At 64.7% G+C, this 16,195-nt stretch carries 14 protein-coding genes; 1 reads left to right on the forward strand and 13 read right to left on the reverse strand.

Annotation, left to right across the window (positions count from 1 at the left end):
• Positions 1 to 543: 543 nt before the first annotated feature.
• From gshB to PSQ40_RS12055, 12 genes are all read right to left on the reverse strand, one after another.
• The gene (gene gshB / locus PSQ40_RS12000) at positions 544 to 1,506 is read right to left on the reverse strand and encodes a glutathione synthase (protein ID WP_273951748.1); all 963 of its coding nucleotides are present in this window, start codon (positions 1,504 to 1,506) and stop codon (positions 544 to 546) included.
• A complete protein-coding gene (locus tag PSQ40_RS12005) occupies positions 1,503 to 2,711 on the reverse strand; it encodes a benzoate/H(+) symporter BenE family transporter (RefSeq protein WP_273951749.1) in 1,209 nt (402 codons plus the stop codon). The genes gshB and PSQ40_RS12005 overlap by 4 nt, the downstream gene beginning before the upstream one ends.
• Before the next feature lie 52 nt (positions 2,712 to 2,763).
• Complete coding sequence (locus PSQ40_RS12010; RefSeq protein WP_273951750.1) at positions 2,764 to 4,632, reverse strand: potassium transporter Kup; 1,869 nt, start codon at positions 4,630 to 4,632, stop codon at positions 2,764 to 2,766.
• A 291-nt stretch (positions 4,633 to 4,923) separates the two neighbouring features.
• The gene (gene gshA, locus PSQ40_RS12015) at positions 4,924 to 6,219 is read right to left on the reverse strand and encodes a glutamate--cysteine ligase (RefSeq protein ID WP_273951751.1); all 1,296 of its coding nucleotides are present in this window, start codon (positions 6,217 to 6,219) and stop codon (positions 4,924 to 4,926) included.
• A gap of 125 nt (positions 6,220 to 6,344) precedes the next feature.
• Positions 6,345 to 7,625: a glutamate-5-semialdehyde dehydrogenase gene (locus tag PSQ40_RS12020; protein ID WP_273951752.1), complete on the reverse strand. Its 1,281-nt coding sequence runs from the start codon at positions 7,623 to 7,625 to the stop codon at positions 6,345 to 6,347.
• Between the two features lie 54 nt (positions 7,626 to 7,679).
• Positions 7,680 to 8,729 (reverse strand): DNA polymerase III subunit delta, encoded by a 1,050-nt coding sequence (gene holA / locus PSQ40_RS12025; protein WP_273951753.1) that lies wholly within the window; start codon positions 8,727 to 8,729, stop codon positions 7,680 to 7,682.
• A gap of 15 nt (positions 8,730 to 8,744) precedes the next feature.
• On the reverse strand, positions 8,745 to 9,242 hold the full coding sequence (locus PSQ40_RS12030; protein WP_273951754.1) for an LPS-assembly lipoprotein LptE: 498 nt from the start codon (positions 9,240 to 9,242) through the stop codon (positions 8,745 to 8,747).
• A 2-nt stretch (positions 9,243 to 9,244) separates the two neighbouring features.
• The gene (gene leuS / locus PSQ40_RS12035; protein ID WP_273951755.1) at positions 9,245 to 11,938 is read right to left on the reverse strand and encodes a leucine--tRNA ligase; all 2,694 of its coding nucleotides are present in this window, start codon (positions 11,936 to 11,938) and stop codon (positions 9,245 to 9,247) included.
• 93 nt (positions 11,939 to 12,031) lie between these two features.
• Positions 12,032 to 12,466 (reverse strand): ExbD/TolR family protein, encoded by a 435-nt coding sequence (locus PSQ40_RS12040; RefSeq protein WP_273951756.1) that lies wholly within the window; start codon positions 12,464 to 12,466, stop codon positions 12,032 to 12,034.
• Positions 12,463 to 13,122, reverse strand: coding sequence for a MotA/TolQ/ExbB proton channel family protein (locus tag PSQ40_RS12045; RefSeq protein ID WP_273951757.1), 660 nt, complete (start codon positions 13,120 to 13,122; stop codon positions 12,463 to 12,465). The genes PSQ40_RS12040 and PSQ40_RS12045 overlap by 4 nt, the downstream gene beginning before the upstream one ends.
• A gap of 13 nt (positions 13,123 to 13,135) precedes the next feature.
• Positions 13,136 to 13,948, reverse strand: a complete 813-nt coding sequence (gene dapB, locus PSQ40_RS12050) for a 4-hydroxy-tetrahydrodipicolinate reductase (RefSeq protein WP_273951758.1) — start codon at positions 13,946 to 13,948, stop codon at positions 13,136 to 13,138.
• An 80-nt stretch (positions 13,949 to 14,028) separates the two neighbouring features.
• Positions 14,029 to 14,583, reverse strand: a complete 555-nt coding sequence (locus PSQ40_RS12055) for an outer membrane protein assembly factor BamE (RefSeq protein WP_273951759.1) — start codon at positions 14,581 to 14,583, stop codon at positions 14,029 to 14,031.
• Between the two features lie 84 nt (positions 14,584 to 14,667).
• On the opposite strand from PSQ40_RS12055, the gene fur reads away from it, so the two are divergent.
• Positions 14,668 to 15,090 (forward strand): ferric iron uptake transcriptional regulator, encoded by a 423-nt coding sequence (gene fur / locus PSQ40_RS12060; protein WP_273951760.1) that lies wholly within the window; start codon positions 14,668 to 14,670, stop codon positions 15,088 to 15,090.
• A gap of 144 nt (positions 15,091 to 15,234) precedes the next feature.
• Here the strand turns inward: fur and hprK are convergent, their stop codons facing one another.
• Entirely contained in the window at positions 15,235 to 16,185 is a 951-nt protein-coding gene (hprK, locus tag PSQ40_RS12065; protein ID WP_273951762.1) for an HPr(Ser) kinase/phosphatase, read from the reverse strand.
• Between the last annotated feature and the right edge of the window lie 10 nt (positions 16,186 to 16,195).

Below are 16,195 nucleotides of genomic sequence, written 5' to 3' on the forward strand. Positions count from 1 at the left end.
CGGAATTGAAGTGAACTTCACTTCTATTCTCATGAGTGTTTAAAGTGCTATGCACTTAGTTCCAAAGAACTTGGCAATCGCCTTCAAACACCCACGCTTATCGGCTGTATATTTTTAATGAACCAACTACTCAACTCAGTTATTCTTTGCAGAACTTCTTCGCTTTTCGCTTCAGCGCGCTGTAATCAGCGCAGCCTTAAATTCTAGCACAGTTTTTAAGTAACTGGCAAAACTTTTTAATCTTTTTCTAACTCGCTTCAGTCAATCAAAGTCTTGCAACCCAAACCAACTCACCGCTTGTCAGCCACTGCGTTTTCAGCAGAGCCTCGAATTATATACCGCTTTTTGCGGCACAGTCAACTCGAAGAAGACTTTTTTCTCTCAGCACCTTCAGCAACCAGATCAACCCAAAGAGCCAACCCACCGCCAAACTTGCCAACCACCAGCAGCAACCGAAGCCGCTACCAGAAGGACTGTTTCATCAGTCGAGCCCGCAAGTATACACAAGATTTTGGGCTCAAGACAAGAGAACGAACCCGAAGCTTAAAAAACCTTCGGGTGACTGGCCACCCAGGCCTCGACCGCATCGGCGTACAAGGCCGGGACATTGCAGCCCGTCTGGTCGTGGATCTCCTGAAAGCAGGTCGGGCTGGTGACGTTGATCTCGGTGACGCAATCACCAATCACATCCACCCCCACCAACAGCAAGCCCCTTTCAATCAGGATCGGACCCAGGTGCTCCGCAATCTCGCGGTCGCGGGCCGACAAGGGGCGGGCCACCCCTTTGCCACCTGCGGCCAGGTTGCCCCGCACTTCCCCGCCTTGCGGGATGCGCGCCAGACAATAGGGCACCGGTTGGCCCCCAATGATCAGCACGCGCTTGTCGCCTTCGGCAATCTCGGGCAAGAAGCGCTGCACCATCACCGACACGGCCCCGTTTTGATTCAGGGTCTCGATGATGCTGCCCAAATTGAGGCCATCACGCCCCACGCGGAAGATGCCCATGCCCCCCATGCCGTCCAGTGGCTTGAGGATGATGTCGCCATGCTCGGCATGGAACTGGCGGATGTCGGCCGCTTGACGCGTCACCAGCGTGGGGCCGATCAAATCCGGAAACTCCATGATGGCCAGCTTCTCGGGGTGGTCACGCAAGGCAGCGGGCTTGTTCAGGACACGGGCGCCCTCGCGCTCCGCCTGGCTCAGCAGGTGGGTGCTGTAGAAATACTCGGCATCGAACGGCGGGTCCTTGCGCATCAGCACCACATCAAAATCCCGCAGGTCACGGGTTTCGGTGGCGCGCACCTCAAACCAGGTGTCGGGCTGGCCCGTGAGGTGGATGTGGCGGGCGCCGCCGCGCACCCGCTCGCCGCGCGACCAACGGATGTCGGCCGGTTCACAGGCCCAGATCTGATGACCCCGGCTTTGCAGCTCGCGCATCATCACAAAGGTGGTGTCCTTGTAGATCTTGAAGCTCTCCAGCGGATCAGCGACAAACAGAATATTCATGATGCAGTCCTTGTCGGTTCCACCCAGAACCGACCATGTTGAATGAACAAAGCCAGGATGCCGGCGACCACGCCCCAAAAGGCAGACCCCACATCCCACAACACCACCCCGCTGAGGGTGACCAAAAACGTGATCAACGCGGCTTCGCGGTGCGGCTCATGGGCCAAGGCCGACGCCAAGCCGCCACCAATCGACCCCAGCAAGGCCAAACCGGCGATGGTCGCCACCAGCGCAGTAGGGAAGGCCGACAGCACACTGGTCACCGCCCCCCCAAACAAACCGATCAGGACATACAGCAAACCACACACCACGGCGGCGCTGTAACGGCGGGCCGGGTCACGGTGCGCTTCTGGCCCCATGCAAATGGACGCGGTGATGGCGCTCAGGTTCAGTGCGTAGGCCCCAAATGGGGCCAGAACCAAGGTCACCAAGCCCGTCAGGGTGATGACTTTGGACACCGGGATACCGTCACGCCCGCCGTAGCCGGCCGCCTGAATGGCCACCACCCCCGGCAGGTTCTGACTGGCCATGGTGACCACAAACAAAGGAATCGCCAAGCTGACCAGGGCGCCGAGGCTGAATTCGGGGGTGATTAACACGGGCCGGGCCAATTCGAACTGCACGGTGGCCAGACTGAAGTGCCCCAACGCCGACACCCAGCACAAACCGACGGCCAGGGTGATGACCACCGCATAACGGGCCAGGTAACGCCGGCTCAGCAAATAGGCGAGCAGCATGGCCACCACCAGGCCCGGCGCCGTCTTGGCCGCAGAGAAGGCCTGCAAACCGAAACGGGTCAACACCCCCGCCAGCAGGGCCGATGCGATGGCCACCGGGATGCGGTTGAGGGCCCGCTCAAACCAGCCCGTGGCACCAAACAGCACCACCAAGCTGGCCGACACCAGAAAGGCACCGACCGCCTCGCCCATCGAAAAGCCGCCGCCCAAGCCGGCCGCCGCCAGCACCGCCGCGCCCGGGGTGGACCAGGCCACCATGACCGGCCGGCGCCACCACAGCGAGGGCAGCCAGCAGCACAGCCCCATGCCCAAACCCAGGGCCCACATCCAGGACGCGATGACCTGCGGGTCGGCGGTGAAAGCCTGAGCGGCCTGAAACACCAGGGCCACCGAGCTGGTGAAGCCCACCAGCACCGCCACAAAGCCCGCCGTGAAGGCGGACAGACTCAAATCCTTGAAAAATCGCATTGGGCCGATTGTGGCACCCCAGCGCAGAACGCGCTGAGGCGCCCACAAGGGCTCAGATCTCGATCTTGCTGCCCAATTCCACCACCGAGTTGCTCGGCAGGTTGAGGAAGTCGGCCGCGCCACTGGCGTTGTGGTGCATCTGGGCGAACAGTTTCTCGCGCCACGGGGCCATGCCGCTGCCAATGGTGGGGATCACCGTGTCACGCGACAAGAAATAGCTGGTGGTCATGGGATCGAGATCACAGCCACGGCCGCGGATCTGCGCCAGGGCCTTGGGCACATCGGGGTCGTTCTTGAAGCCGTAGTTGATCACCACCTGCCAGCAGTCATGGCCCAGGGGCTCGACGGTCAGGCGCTTCTCCAGGCCGATCCACGGCACCTCGTGGTTGCGCACCGTGACGAACAGGTTCTGCTGGTGCAACACCTTGTTGTGCTTGAGGTTGTGCAGCAAGGCGTTGGGCACCGAGCCCGGTTCGGCCGTCATGAAGATGGCCGTGCCGTCGACCCGGGTTGGCGGGCTGACAAACACCGCCTCCAAAAAGCTGGGCAGGTCGATGGCATCGGCCCGTTGCTTTTCACTGAGGAGCGCACGACCGCGCTTCCAGGTGACCATCAACGAGAAGATGGCACCACCGATCACCAGAGGGAACCAGCCGCCGTCAAGCAGCTTGAGCAGGTTGGAGCCCCAGAACACCAGGTCAACAATGAAGAAGAACCCGGTCGCACCGACACACAACCACAGCGGGTAGTTCCAGCCGTAGCGGATGACGTAGAAGGTCAGCACGGTGGTGATCAGCATGTCAGTGCAGACGGCGATGCCGTAGGCGCCCGCCAGGTTGCTGGACGACTTGAACATCACCACGGCCAGAACGATGGCCACGAACAGGCCCCAGTTCACAAACGGCATGTAGATCTGACCGGTGTCCTTGACGCTGGTGTGCTGGATCTGCAGGCGCGGCAGGTAGCCCAGCTGGATCACCTGCTTGGTGACCGAGAAGGCGCCGGAGATCAACGCCTGCGACGCAATCACCGTGGCCATCGTGGCCAGGCCCACCAGCGGCAGCAAGGCCCAGGACGGCGCCATCATGAAGAAGGGATTGGTCACCGCATCGGGCTTGCTGAGCAGCAGAGCCCCTTGACCAAAATAGTTCAGCGTCAAGGACGGCATGACCACGGCGAACCAGGCCAGGCGGATCGGCTTCTTGCCGAAGTGACCCATGTCGGCGTACAGCGCCTCGGCCCCAGTCACGCAGAGCACGACGGCCCCCAGGATCACGAAGGTCACCACCGGGTTGTTGATGATGAACTTGATCGCGTAGTGCGGGCTCAAGGCCCACAGAATCACCGGGTTGCTGGCAATGTGCACCACGCCCAGCAGGGCCACCACGGCAAACCAGACCAGGGTGATGGGGCCAAAAAACTTGCCAATGCCGCCCGTGCCGCGCTTTTGCACAAAAAACAGGCAGAACAGGATCACCAGGGTCAGCGGGATCACGTAGCGCTTGAAGGCGGGTGACACCACCTCCAGCCCCTCCACCGCGGACAGCACCGAGATCGCCGGGGTGATGACGCCGTCGCCATAGAACAGGCAGGTGCCGAAAATCCCCACCAGCAACAGACCACTGCGCAGCTGGGGGCGGTCTTTGACCGATTGCGAGGCCAGTGCCAGCATGGCCACCAGACCACCTTCGCCGTTGTTGTCGGCCCGCAGCACCAGCACCACGTACTTGATCGAGACGATGACCGTCAGGGTCCAAAAGAAGATGGAGAGGACACCGTAGATGTTGTCAGGGGTGAACGGGACGTGCCCTGAATGAAACACCTCTTTGACCGCATAGAGCACGCTGGTCCCGATGTCGCCGTAGACGACGCCGATGGCGCCCAGCGTGAGCGCCGTGAGGGAGGATTTGGAAGCTGACACAAAAAACACCTCACCCAAATGGGGGAGGTTCCGTTGCCTGAAGGACCGCTATTGTGCTCCGCTGGCAGCCACGCGCAAGAAGGCTGGACGCGCGACACCCACCGCCCGAGCGGACGGTGTTGCAGTGCAGCAACTGAAACTCAGGCCACCTTGATGCGCAGCGTGAATTGAGGCAGGCGCTGGCGCCTCAGACCGGGCCCCTCATGTCGCCCGTGGGCCGCGCCCTGAAAGGGCCGCCTGCCACAACGCGACGCAGCGGCCCCACCTGGCGATCGAGCCCGGTCGGAGCGATCAGGTGTAGACCTCGGCGTCGGGGTCGGTGGCTTCGAGCTCGTAACTGCCGGCCAACATGGCCAGTCGGGCCACCACCCCGTACATGTAGAAGCGGTTGGGCGCGCTGGCCCCAGGCTTCATGCCGGGCTGGGGCAGGTGGGTGCTGTGCTCGAAGGCCAGCGGGACAAAGCTCGCCCCCGGGGCGTTGAGGTTCTCGTCCACCCCGCGGTCGGCGTGGATGCGGTAGAAGCCGCCCACCACATAGCGGTCCATCATGTAGACCACGGGCTCGGCCACGCTGTCGTTGACGCGCTCGTTGGTCAGCACGCCCTCCTGGATGATCACGTCGTTGACGGTCTGGCCGTCCTTGATGACGCTCATCTTGTTCTTGGTCTTGCGGTTCAGGCCGTCGAGGTCTTTGACATCGCGCACCGTCATGATGCCCATGCCGTAGGTGCCGTTGTCGGCCTTGACGACCACAAACGGCTTTTCGTGGATGCCGTATTCCTTGTACTTGCGCTTGATCTTGGTCAGCAGCGCGTCGACGTTGCTGCGCAGGCACTCGAGGCCCTGGTCCTCGGCAAAGTTCACGTCACCGCACTTGTTGAACATCGGGTTGATCAGCCAGGGATCGATGCCCAGCAGCTTGCCGAAGCGCTTGCAGATGTCTTCGTAGCTTTGGAAGTGATTGCTCTTGCGGCGCACCGACCAGCCCGCGTGCAGCGGCGGCAGCAGGTACTGCTCGTGCAGTTCTTCCAGGATGCCCGGGGCTCCGGCCGACAGGTCGTTGTTGAGCAGGATGGTGCAGGGGTCGAAGTCCTTCAGGCCCAGGCGGCGCTTGCTGCGGATCACGGGTTCGAGGGTCACCTGCTCGCCACCGGGCAGGTCGATCACCGTCGGCTCCTTGATGTCGGGGCTGATGGAGCCAATGCGCACATTCAACCCGGCCATGTGGAAGATGCGCTTGAGCTGCACCACATTGCTCAGGTAGAAGGTGTTGCGCGTGTGGTTCTCGGGAATCACCAGCAGGTTCTTGGCCTCGGGACAGATCTTTTCGATCGCTGCCATGGCCGCCTGCACCGCCAGGGGCAGCATGTCGGGGGTCAGGTTGTTCCAGCCCCCCGGGTACAGGTTGGTGTCCACCGGCGCCAGCTTGAAGCCCGCGTTGCGGATGTCCACCGAGGTGTAGAAAGGCGGCGTGTGCTCCATCCACTCCAGCCGGAACCAGCGCTCGATCGCCGGCATCGAGTCGAGGATGCGCTGCTCCAGTTCGTTGATCGGGCCCGTGAGCGCCGTGATGAGATGCGGAACCATGCAGGCCCTCGTGCAGAAAGTGAATGAAGAGGCTCACTTCGGGTGAGCGAATCGGCAACACATGGGGGCAGCCAAGCCCTTTTACAAGGCCTGGGCGAGGCGATTCAGCCGCCCCGCACCGCCCCTCAGGAACGCACCTCGCCCTCGCCCAACACCACCCACTTGAGCGAGGTCAGGCCTTCGAGACCGACCGGGCCGCGCGCGTGGAACTTGTCGGTGCTGATGCCAATCTCGGCCCCCAGGCCGTATTCGAAACCATCGGCAAAACGGGTGCTGGTGTTGACCATGACGCTCGACGAATCCACCTCGCGCAGGAACCGCTGCGCATGGACATGGTCGCGGGTCAGGATGGCCTCGGTGTGGTGCGAGGAGTAGTGGTTGATGTGGGCGATGGCTTCATCCACCCCGGCCACCACCTTGATGCTGATGATCGGCGCCAGGTACTCCTCGAACCAGTCCTGCTCGGTGGCCGGCACCAGGCGCGCGCCCTCGACCGCGCCGAGCAGTTGCAGGGCCTCGGGGTCGCAGCGCATCTCGACCCCCTTGGCCGCGAACACGGCGCCGATGCGGGGCAAGAAGTCGGCCGCCACCCCGCGCGCCACCAGCAGGCTCTCGCTGGCATTGCAGGGGCTGTACTTCTGGGTCTTGGCGTTGTCGGTCACACGCACCGCCAAATCCAGGTCGCAGGGGTCGTCGACGTAGGTGTGGCAGTTGCCGTCCAGGTGCTTGATGACCGGCACTTTGGCTTCGCGGCTGATGCGCTCGATCAGGCCCTTGCCACCGCGCGGGATGATCACGTCCACGTACTGCGGCATGGCGATCAACTGGCCCACGGCCTCGCGGTCGGTGGTCTGCACCAGTTGCACCGCGTCTTCGGGCAGGCCGGCTTCGCGCAGGGCCTGTTGCACCAGGCGGGCCAGGGCCTTGTTGGATTCGATGGCCTCGGAGCCGCCCCGCAGAATGCAGGCATTGCCGCTCTTGATCGACAGGCTGGCGGCCTCGATGGTGACGTTGGGGCGGCTCTCAAAAATCATGCCGAACACACCGATCGGCACCCGCATCTGTCCCACGCGGATGCCGCTGGGCTGCTGCTTGAGGCCTTGCAACTCACCAATCAACTCGGGCATGGACGCCAGTTGCTCACAGCCCTGGGCGCAGGTCTCCAGCACCTGGGGGCTGAGCTTCAAGCGGTCCACCATCGGGGCCGACAGGCCGGCCGCGGTGGCGCGTTCGAGGTCTCGGGCGTTGTCCACAGCCAGCGCTGCGACGTTGTCACGCAGCAGGCGGGCCAGGGCTCTGAGGGCTTTGTTCTTGGTCGCGGCAGAGGCCCGGGCCATCTGGGCGGCAGCGGTTTTGGCCTGCAGACCCAGGGTTTGGGTGTACTCGGCAACATTTAAGGCGTTCATGCCCTCATTTTGCCGCAAGCGCTCCCGGCGCCGCGGCGGCGGGGCGGCCAGCCCTCAGCGGCGGCAGACGGTGCAGAGCATCAGGGCCAAGCGCTGCAGGGCCTGCCAGTTGTCGCTCGGCCAGTCGGGGCGCTTCAGGCCCTTGACGATGCCGTCCACCGCATGGGCCGCCTGCAGCAGGCTGGCCAGTTCGTGCTGCGCGATGCGCGGCACCACGCGCTCGAACAAACGCTCGCGCGGGCCCCAGACGCGCTGCTCGCGCAGGGCCATGGGCAGCGGGCGCCCGTCGGCCACCGCGTCCTTGACCCGCTTGAGCGCCCGGATGTCCTCGGCCAGGGTGTAGTGCACCAGCACCTCGGCCTCGCCCTCGGCGCGCAGGCCGTCGAGCATGCGCTGCACCCGGCCCACCTTGCCCGACAAGACCGACTCGGACAGCTTGAAGACGTCGTAGCGGGCCACGTTGAGCACCGCGCTCTCGACTTGCTCGGGCGTCAGCTCGCCGGCGGGGAACAGCAGCGCCAGCTTCTGGATTTCCTGGTGAGCGGCCAGCAGGTTGCCCTCCACCCGGTCGGCAAAGAACTGCAGCGTGCGTGCGCCCTCTTCGCCGGCCACCACGCGCTGCCCCTGCTGCTGCAAGCGCTGCGCGATCCAGGCCGGCAGCGCCTGACGCTCGACGGGCTCGACGCCGAGGGTGACGCCGTTTTGCTCCAGCGCCGTGAACCAAGCGCCGGTGCGGGTGGCCTTGTCGAGGCGCGGCAGGATGAACAAGGTCAAGGTGCTGTCGTTGCCCTGGGCCGCCTGCGCCAGTTGCTGGATGGCCGGGCTGCCTTCTTTGCCCGGCTTGCCCGAGGGGATGCGCACCTCCACGATCTGGCGCTCGGCGAACAGGCTCAGCGACCCGCCAGCGGCCAGCACCTCGCTCCAGTCGAAATGGGCGCCCGCCACGGTGTAGCTGCTGCGCTCGGTGTAGCCCTGGGCCCGCGCGGCGGCACGGATGGCGTCCGCCGCCTCCTGCAGTTGCAGGGGCTCGTCACCGTGCAGGGTGTAGAGCGACCGCAGGCCCTTGGCCAGGTGGGTGGCGAGTTGCGCGAAAGCGACCTGCATGGATGCCGGTCCGCCTCAGAGCTCGCGCACCGCCGCCAGGCGCCGCATCAGCTGCTGCACCACGTCGGTCTGCATGCTCTTGTAGAGCAGCGCTTCTTCGGTCTCCTTGGCCAGGGCCAGGGTTTCGCTGTAGTTGATGTCGCGCTGCTGCAGGATCTCGGTCGGCGGGATCAGCTCTTGCCCTTGCAGGGTGCGCAGCTTGAAGCGCAGGCGCACCCGCAGCTGGAACTGCCGCACCTGGCCCGAGGCGTTGAGCGCCACCACCACCTTTTCACGCTGATCGGACAGCAGGTCCAGGATGACCTGCGCACGCTCCATTTGGCGCGGGTCCTGAATCACTTCGACGCGGTCGGTGGACTCGAGGTTGCGCCGCAGCTCGATGACCAGAGGCGAGTTGTTCAGCCCGTTGATGAACGCGGTCTGAAACGCGAAGTCGGGGGCCTGGCGCAGCTTGAAGCCGCAGCCGGCCAGCAGCAGACCCGCGGGCCAGATCAGGGCGGTGCGGCGCTGCATGGTCAAACCACCACGTTGACCAAGCGACCCGGCACCACCACCACCTTCTTGGGCGACGCCCCGTTGGCGAGCTTGAGGTAGACCTCATTGGCCAGCGCGATGGCTTCGATGGCAGCCTTGTCGGCATGGGCGGGCACCAGGATGGCACCACGCAGCTTGCCATTGACCTGCAACATCAGCTCGACTTCGTCGCGCTGCAGCGCCGACTCGTCGACCTGCGGCCAGGCCGCGTCCAGCAGGTCGCCCAGGGCACCGGCGTAACCCAGCTCGGTCCACAGGCTGTGGGCGATGTGGGGGGTGGCCGGGTACAGGCAACGCAGCAAAATGCCGAAGCCTTCGATCAAGGCCACCTGAGCGCCCGCGCTGTCGAAGGCCCTGAAGTCTTCCAGCGCGTTGAGCATCTTCATCGCGCCCGAGACCACGGTGTTGTACTGCATGCGCTGGTAGTCGTAGTCCACCTGCTTGAGCACGGTGTGCACTTCGAGGCGCAGGGCCTTGGCCTCCTTGCCAAAGGTGACCTCCGACAGGCTGCTGGCCTGGGCGGTGCTGGCGGCGGCCGCATCGGCGTTGAGCGCCAACAGCTTGCCACCGAAGTTCCAGACCCGGCGCATGAAACGGTAGCTGCCTTCCACCGCGGCGTCGTTCCACTCCAGCGTGGCTTCAGGCGGGGCGGTGAACATGGTGTACAGGCGCGCGGTGTCGGCACCGTAGCGTTCGATCAGTTCTTGCGGATCGACCCCATTGTTCTTGGACTTGGACATGGTGCCCACGCCCTCGTAGTCGATCGGCGTGCCCACCGGCAGGTCGCCCACCGCGTTCTTGAGCTTGGCACCAACGATCTTGCCGCCCTCGTCGAGCACATGCTCCACGTCGTGCGGCCAGAAATACTCCTTGCCGCCCTTCTCGGTGCGCCGCGAATAAATGTGGTTGAGCACCATGCCTTGCGTGAGCAGCTTGGTGAAGGGCTCGTCCACCTTGACCAGGCCCAGGTCGCGCATGACCTTGGTCCAGAAGCGCGCGTACAGCAAGTGCAGGATCGCGTGCTCGATGCCGCCGATGTACTGGTCCATCGGCATCCAGTAATCAGCCCCCTCGGCCACCATGGCGTCGGCGTTCTTCGGGTCGCAGTAGCGCATGAAGTACCAGGACGAATCCACGAAGGTGTCCATGGTGTCGGTCTCGCGGCGCGCTGGCTTGCCACACACCGGGCAGGTGACGCCGGCATGGAAGCCTTCGTGCTTGTGCAGCGGGTTGCCCGAGCCGTCGGGGATGCAGTCTTGCGGCAGCACCACCGGCAGGTCTTTTTCGGGCACCGGCACCGGGCCGTGGTCTTCGCAGTGGATGATCGGGATCGGCGTGCCCCAGTAGCGCTGGCGGCTCACGCCCCAGTCGCGCAGGCGCCAGGTGGTCTTCTTCTCGCCCAGGCCCTTGGCGGCCAGGGCTTCTGCCACGGCATTCACGCAGTCGCTGAAGTTCAGGCCGTCAAAGGGGCCGGAGTTGATCATCACGCCGCGCTGCTTGTCGCCGTACCAGTCGTGCCACTGGGTCGTGTCATAGGTCTCGCCTTCGACCTGCACCACCTGCTGGATCGGCAGCTGGTACTTGAGCGCGAAGGCAAAGTCGCGCTCGTCGTGCGCGGGCACGCCCATCACGGCGCCGTCGCCATAGCTCATCAGCACGTAGTTGCCGACCCAGACCTCGACTTGGGCGCCGGTCAGCGGGTGGATCACGAACAGACCGGTGGGCTGACCCTTCTTCTCCTGCGTGGCCAGCTCGGCTTCGGTGGTGCCGCCGCTCTTGCATTCCTCGATGAAGGCGGCCAGGGCCGGGTTCGAGGCGGCCGCGTGCTGGGCCAGGGGGTGCTCCGGCGCCACGGCGCAGAAGGTCACGCCCATGATGGTGTCGGCGCGGGTCGTGAAGACGAACAGCTTGCCGCCATCGATCAGCTGGCCATCCTGGCCGCGGATGTCGTGCGGGAAAGCAAAGCGCACACCGCTGGACTTGCCGATCCAGTTCTCCTGCATCAGGCGCACGCGCTCGGGCCAGCCGTTGAGCGTGGCCTTGTCGTTGCCGATCTGCACGTGGTCGAGCAGCTCTTGCGCGTAGTCGGTGATCTTGAGGTAGTAGCCCGGGATCTCGCGCTTTTCCACCAGCGCGCCGGTGCGCCAGCCACGGCCATCGATGACCTGTTCATTGGCCAGCACGGTCTGGTCGACCGGGTCCCAGTTGACGGTCTGGGTCTTGCGGTAGGCGATGCCTTTTTCCAGCATCTTCAGGAACAGCCACTGATTCCACTGGTAGTAGCTGGGGTCGCAGGTGGCCACTTCGCGGCTCCAGTCGATGGCCAGGCCCATGGCCTGCATCTGCTTCTTCATGTAAGCGATGTTGTCGTAGGTCCACTGCGCGGGCGGCACGCCGTTCTTCAGTGCCGCGTTCTCGGCCGGCAGACCGAAGGCGTCCCAGCCCATGGGCATGAGGACGTTGTAGCCCTTCATGCGCAGCTGACGCGTGAGCATGTCGTTGATGGTGTAGTTGCGCACATGGCCCATGTGCAGCTTGCCGCTCGGGTAGGGCAGCATGGAGCAGGCGTAGAACTTCTTCTTGTCGGCCTGTTCGGTCACGCGGTAGGCATCGCGGGCGGTCCAGTGGCTGTGCGCGGCGCGCTCAACCTCAATGTGGTTGTACTTTTCTTGCATGAGAAACTCTGTGGCCACCTTGGATGCGGCCGGTTGGGGGTGCAGGCCAGCGGCCTGCGATGGGCTGATTTTAGGCGCTCCCGAAACCCTGCCTCAGCGAGCGGCCGCGTCGCCGGGTGCCGGCTCGGCCACGAAGCCGATGCGGCTCAGGCCAGCTTGTTGCGCCAGCCCCAGCACCTGCACCACGCGGCCGTAAGGCACCCGCGCATCGGCACGCAACTGGACTTCGGTTTGGGGGTCGAGGGCGGCCAGTTCATGGAGGCGGCGCGCGCCTTCGGCATCGCTCAGCGGCTGGTCGTGCCAATAAAACTGCCCTGCGGCATCCAGCCCCAGCGACACCGAGCGCGCGCTCTGCGCAGGCTGGGCTGCACTGGACTGGGGCAGGTCCAGGCGCAGGCTGCTGGCCAGCAGCGGCGCCGTCAAAATCAGGATCACGACCAGCACCAGCATCACATCCACCAGCGGCGTGACGTTGATGTCGCTCATGGGTTGCGGGCGCTCGGCCCGCTCGAGCCGGCCAAAGCTCATGCCGGCGATCCGCTGCGCCCAGCAGGCCACTGCAGCTCCCGCAGATCGCGGGCGAAGCCTTCCAGGTCGGCTTCGATGCGGCCGATCAGGCGGCCCATCACGTTGTAGGCCAGCACCGCCGGAATGGCCACGGCCAGGCCGGCGGCCGTCATCACCAGGGCCTCGCCAACCGGGCCGGCCAGTTGGTCCAGCGTCAGGGTGCGCACGCCGGCAAGCGCGGTCAGCGCATGGAAGATGCCCCACACCGTGCCCAGCAAACCAACAAAGGGCGCGGTCGACCCCACGGTGGCCAGCAAGACCTGCCCCCATTGCAGGCGCAGCACCGTGTGGTGCAGTGCGTCGCGCAATTGGCGGGTCAGTTGCTGTTCGCGCGAGCCCGAGGCCGCCAAGGCACCGGCCGGCGCGGCCTCGGCAGCCCGGGCCAGCGGCAGCACGACGCCGTCGCGGTCCAGCGCCACCAGACGCTGCACGCCCGAGGCCCAGGAGTCCGACTGCCAAAAGGCCGCCGTGCCGCGCTGCACATCGACCAGGGCGCGGCGCAGCACCCAGCTCTTGCGCAAGATCACCACCCAGCTCGCCACCGACATGAGCAGCAACAAGAACGCGACCCCACGGCTGAGGCCATCGCCTTCGCTGAGGAATTGCAGGCTGCCCATGCGGCGAACCGGGTCAGTTCAGACCAAGCACATCGAACATGTCGAACAGCCCCTTGGACTGCCCGGCCAGGAAACGCACCGCGCGCAGGCTGCCCTGAGCGTAGGTGACGCGGCTGGACGACTTGTGGGTGACCTCGATGCGCTCGCCGGTGCCGGCGAACAACACCGTGTGGTCACCGACGATGTCGCCGCCGCGCACGGTGGCGAAACCGATTGAAGACGGATCGCGCTCACCGGTCACGCCTTCGCGGGCGTAGACGGCGCAGTCCTTGAGGTCACGGCCCAGGGCGTCGGCAATCACCTCGCCCATCTTGAGCGCGGTGCCCGAGGGCGCGTCCACCTTGTGGCGGTGGTGGGCCTCGATGATCTCGATGTCATAGCCCGTGGACAGGGCTTTGGCCGCCATTTGCAGCAGCTTGAGCGTGACGTTGACGCCCACGCTCATGTTGGGCGCCATCATGATGGCGATGTCGCGCGAGGCGGCTTCGATCTCGGCCTTCTGGGCCTCGCTGAAACCGGTGGTGCCGATGACCATCTTGACGCCCAGTTCGCGGCAGACGCGCAGGTGCTCCAGCGTGCCCTCGGGGCGGGTGAAGTCGATCAGCACCTGGGCCGGCTGCAAGCCAGCGCGCAGATCGCTGGTGATCACCACGCCACTGCGGTGGCCCAGAAATGCGGTCGCGTCGGCCCCCACGGCCGGGCTGGTGGCCAGGTCCAGGGCACCGGCGACGGTGCAATCGTCGGCGGCGTGAATGGCTTCCAGCAACATGCGGCCCATGCGGCCCGACGCGCCGGCCACAGCGATCTTGTGCAAATCAGCACTCATTGGTTCTACATCCTGTCAGTCAAAACATGCCCCATGGCGGCCTGCGCCGCAGGCCCTGGGGTTCAAGACGGTCCCAAGCGTCAGCGCTTGGGGCCTTCGAGCGGCGGGTACGAGACCGCCGGAACCTCGGCTGCATCCGCCTGGCCGCTGACCGCCGCGGGTCGTTTGGGCAAGGGGAATTTCTTCAACTCTTCTTCGGAGGCCTCAAGCACCGGCACCTTTTTGGACTTGGTGCGGGCATCCAGCTGGGACACGAACTCGGCTTCGCTGGGCATTTCATCGCCCTCGAAACGCTCCAGCGTGTCGCCGCTGAAGTACACGCTCAGGCGGCGCGACTGCGGCTCCACCCCCTGGCGGCGCAGGGTGAACACGTAATCCCAGCGGTCCGAGTGGAACACGCTGACCACCAGGGGCGACCCCAACAGCTCTTTGACCTGCTGACGGCTCATGCCAGGCTGCAAGGCGTTCACCTGCTCTTTGGAGACAAAGTTGCCTTGCACCACCTCAATCCGATAGGGCGTGACGGCCGTGGCAAAACGGCTGCCAGCGCTGTCGAGGGCGCCGCAAGCAACCGCACCGGCACACAGCACCAGGGCCAGGCTCAGCCGGGCGCCGCGAAGGGAATAAGCAGACATGGATCGGGAGGTAACGATATGATCGAACCATTGTAGCGGCTGGGCCTGTCAGAGCGGGTTGGTGCGCTGGCTCAAGGATGTCTCATGGCCAATATCGAAGAACTCAAAAATACCGGGCTGAAAGCCACCCTGCCTCGCTTGAAGATTCTGGAGCTGTTCCAGAAGGGCCGACAGCGCCACATGACCGCTGAGGATGTCTTCCGCGTGCTGCTGCAAGAACAATCCGACATCGGCCTGGCCACCGTCTACCGGGTGCTGACCCAGTTCGAGCAGGCCGGCATCCTGAGCCGCAGCCACTTTGAAAGCGGCAAGGCGGTCTACGAGCTCAACGAAGGCCAGCACCACGACCACCTGGTCTGCACCAGCTGCGGCAAGGTGGAAGAGTTTTACGACGCTGAAATCGAACGCCGCCAGCAAATGGTGGCCAAGACCAAGAACTGGCTGCTGCAAGACCACGCCATGTCCCTGTACGGCCTGTGCGAGGCCTGCGCCAGCAAGGCCCGCTGACGCGCCCGGCACGGCGCAGCGCCGTTCACCCACCCCAATCGACGAGGCCCGTTGCCAGCGCGAACGGGCCAACCGGCTGGGCTGGTCAGCCGCAAACGAAGGTTGGCCCCCGAACCACCCCGCGCCAAGCAGGGGAGCGGGAACTCAGTCGCCTTGCTCCATCGCACGGCGGTGGCGCTCGACGAACTCCTGGTAGGTGTCGATGCCGCGCAACTGCAGGATGGTGTTGCGCACGGCGGCCTCGACCAGCACCGCGATGTTGCGGCCGGCCACCACCTGGATCACCACCTTGCGCACTGGCACCCCGAGCACATCCTGGGTCAGGGGCTCGTAGGGCAGGCGCTCGTAGTCACGCTCCATGGTCTCTTTGCGGACCAGGTGCACGATGAGCTTGAGCCGCATCTTGCGGCGCACAGCGGTTTCGCCAAAGATGCCGCGGATGTCGAGCAGGCCAATGCCGCGCACCTCGAGCAGGTTCTGCAGCAGTTCGGGACAGCGGCCTTCGATGGTGGTCTGGTTGATGCGGAACAGATCAACCGCATCGTCGGCGACCAAGCCGTTGCCACGCGAAATCAGCTCCAAGCCCAGTTCACTTTTGCCCAGGCCGGATTCGCCGGTGATCATCACGCCCAGCCCCAGGATGTCCATGAACACCCCGTGCATCGAAGTGCGGTCGGCAAAGTGTTTGGACAGGTAGGCCCGCAGCACGTCGATCACAAAGGCCGACGACTCATGGGTGGCAAACATCGGGATCTGTGCGCGCTCGCACATGGACAGCAGCGCATCGGGCGCGGTCTGGCCATCGGCCAACACCAGCACCGGGGGTTCCAGCGTCACGATGCGCGAGATGCGGCGGGCGCAATCTTCGGGCGTGGCGTTGATCAGGTAGGCGATTTCGCGTTCGCCCAGGATCTGCACCCGGTAGGGGTGGATGTAATTGAGGTAACCCACCAGGTCGGCACCCGAGCGCGCGGCGCGGATCACGACCTCGTCAAACCGGCGCTCAGAGGCGCCAAGGCCGGCGACCCACTCCCACTTCAGAACAGAACGAAACTCCTCGAACAGGACGTCGGCACTGACCACATGGGGCTTCACGGCAGGGATC

Origin of the sequence: Curvibacter cyanobacteriorum, assembly GCF_028649475.1 — a bacterium.
Lineage (GTDB): Bacteria > Pseudomonadota > Gammaproteobacteria > Burkholderiales > Burkholderiaceae_C > Curvibacter > Curvibacter cyanobacteriorum.

What these genes read in the sequence shown, in the direction of transcription:
- gshB (WP_273951748.1), bottom strand. Translation starts at nt 1,506, where the DNA reads ATGAATATTCTGTTTGTCGCTGATCCGCTGGAGAGCTTCAAGATCTAC.
- PSQ40_RS12005 (WP_273951749.1), bottom strand. Translation starts at nt 2,711, where the DNA reads ATGCGATTTTTCAAGGATTTGAGTCTGTCCGCCTTCACGGCGGGCTTT.
- gshA (WP_273951751.1), bottom strand. Translation starts at nt 6,219, where the DNA reads ATGGTTCCGCATCTCATCACGGCGCTCACGGGCCCGATCAACGAACTG.
- PSQ40_RS12020 (WP_273951752.1), bottom strand. Translation starts at nt 7,625, where the DNA reads ATGAACGCCTTAAATGTTGCCGAGTACACCCAAACCCTGGGTCTGCAG.
- holA (WP_273951753.1), bottom strand. Translation starts at nt 8,729, where the DNA reads ATGCAGGTCGCTTTCGCGCAACTCGCCACCCACCTGGCCAAGGGCCTG.
- PSQ40_RS12030 (WP_273951754.1), bottom strand. Translation starts at nt 9,242, where the DNA reads ATGCAGCGCCGCACCGCCCTGATCTGGCCCGCGGGTCTGCTGCTGGCC.
- leuS (WP_273951755.1), bottom strand. Translation starts at nt 11,938, where the DNA reads ATGCAAGAAAAGTACAACCACATTGAGGTTGAGCGCGCCGCGCACAGC.
- PSQ40_RS12040 (WP_273951756.1), bottom strand. Translation starts at nt 12,466, where the DNA reads ATGAGCTTTGGCCGGCTCGAGCGGGCCGAGCGCCCGCAACCCATGAGC.
- PSQ40_RS12045 (WP_273951757.1), bottom strand. Translation starts at nt 13,122, where the DNA reads ATGGGCAGCCTGCAATTCCTCAGCGAAGGCGATGGCCTCAGCCGTGGG.
- dapB (WP_273951758.1), bottom strand. Translation starts at nt 13,948, where the DNA reads ATGAGTGCTGATTTGCACAAGATCGCTGTGGCCGGCGCGTCGGGCCGC.
- PSQ40_RS12055 (WP_273951759.1), bottom strand. Translation starts at nt 14,583, where the DNA reads ATGTCTGCTTATTCCCTTCGCGGCGCCCGGCTGAGCCTGGCCCTGGTG.
- fur (WP_273951760.1), top strand. Translation starts at nt 14,668, where the DNA reads ATGGCCAATATCGAAGAACTCAAAAATACCGGGCTGAAAGCCACCCTG.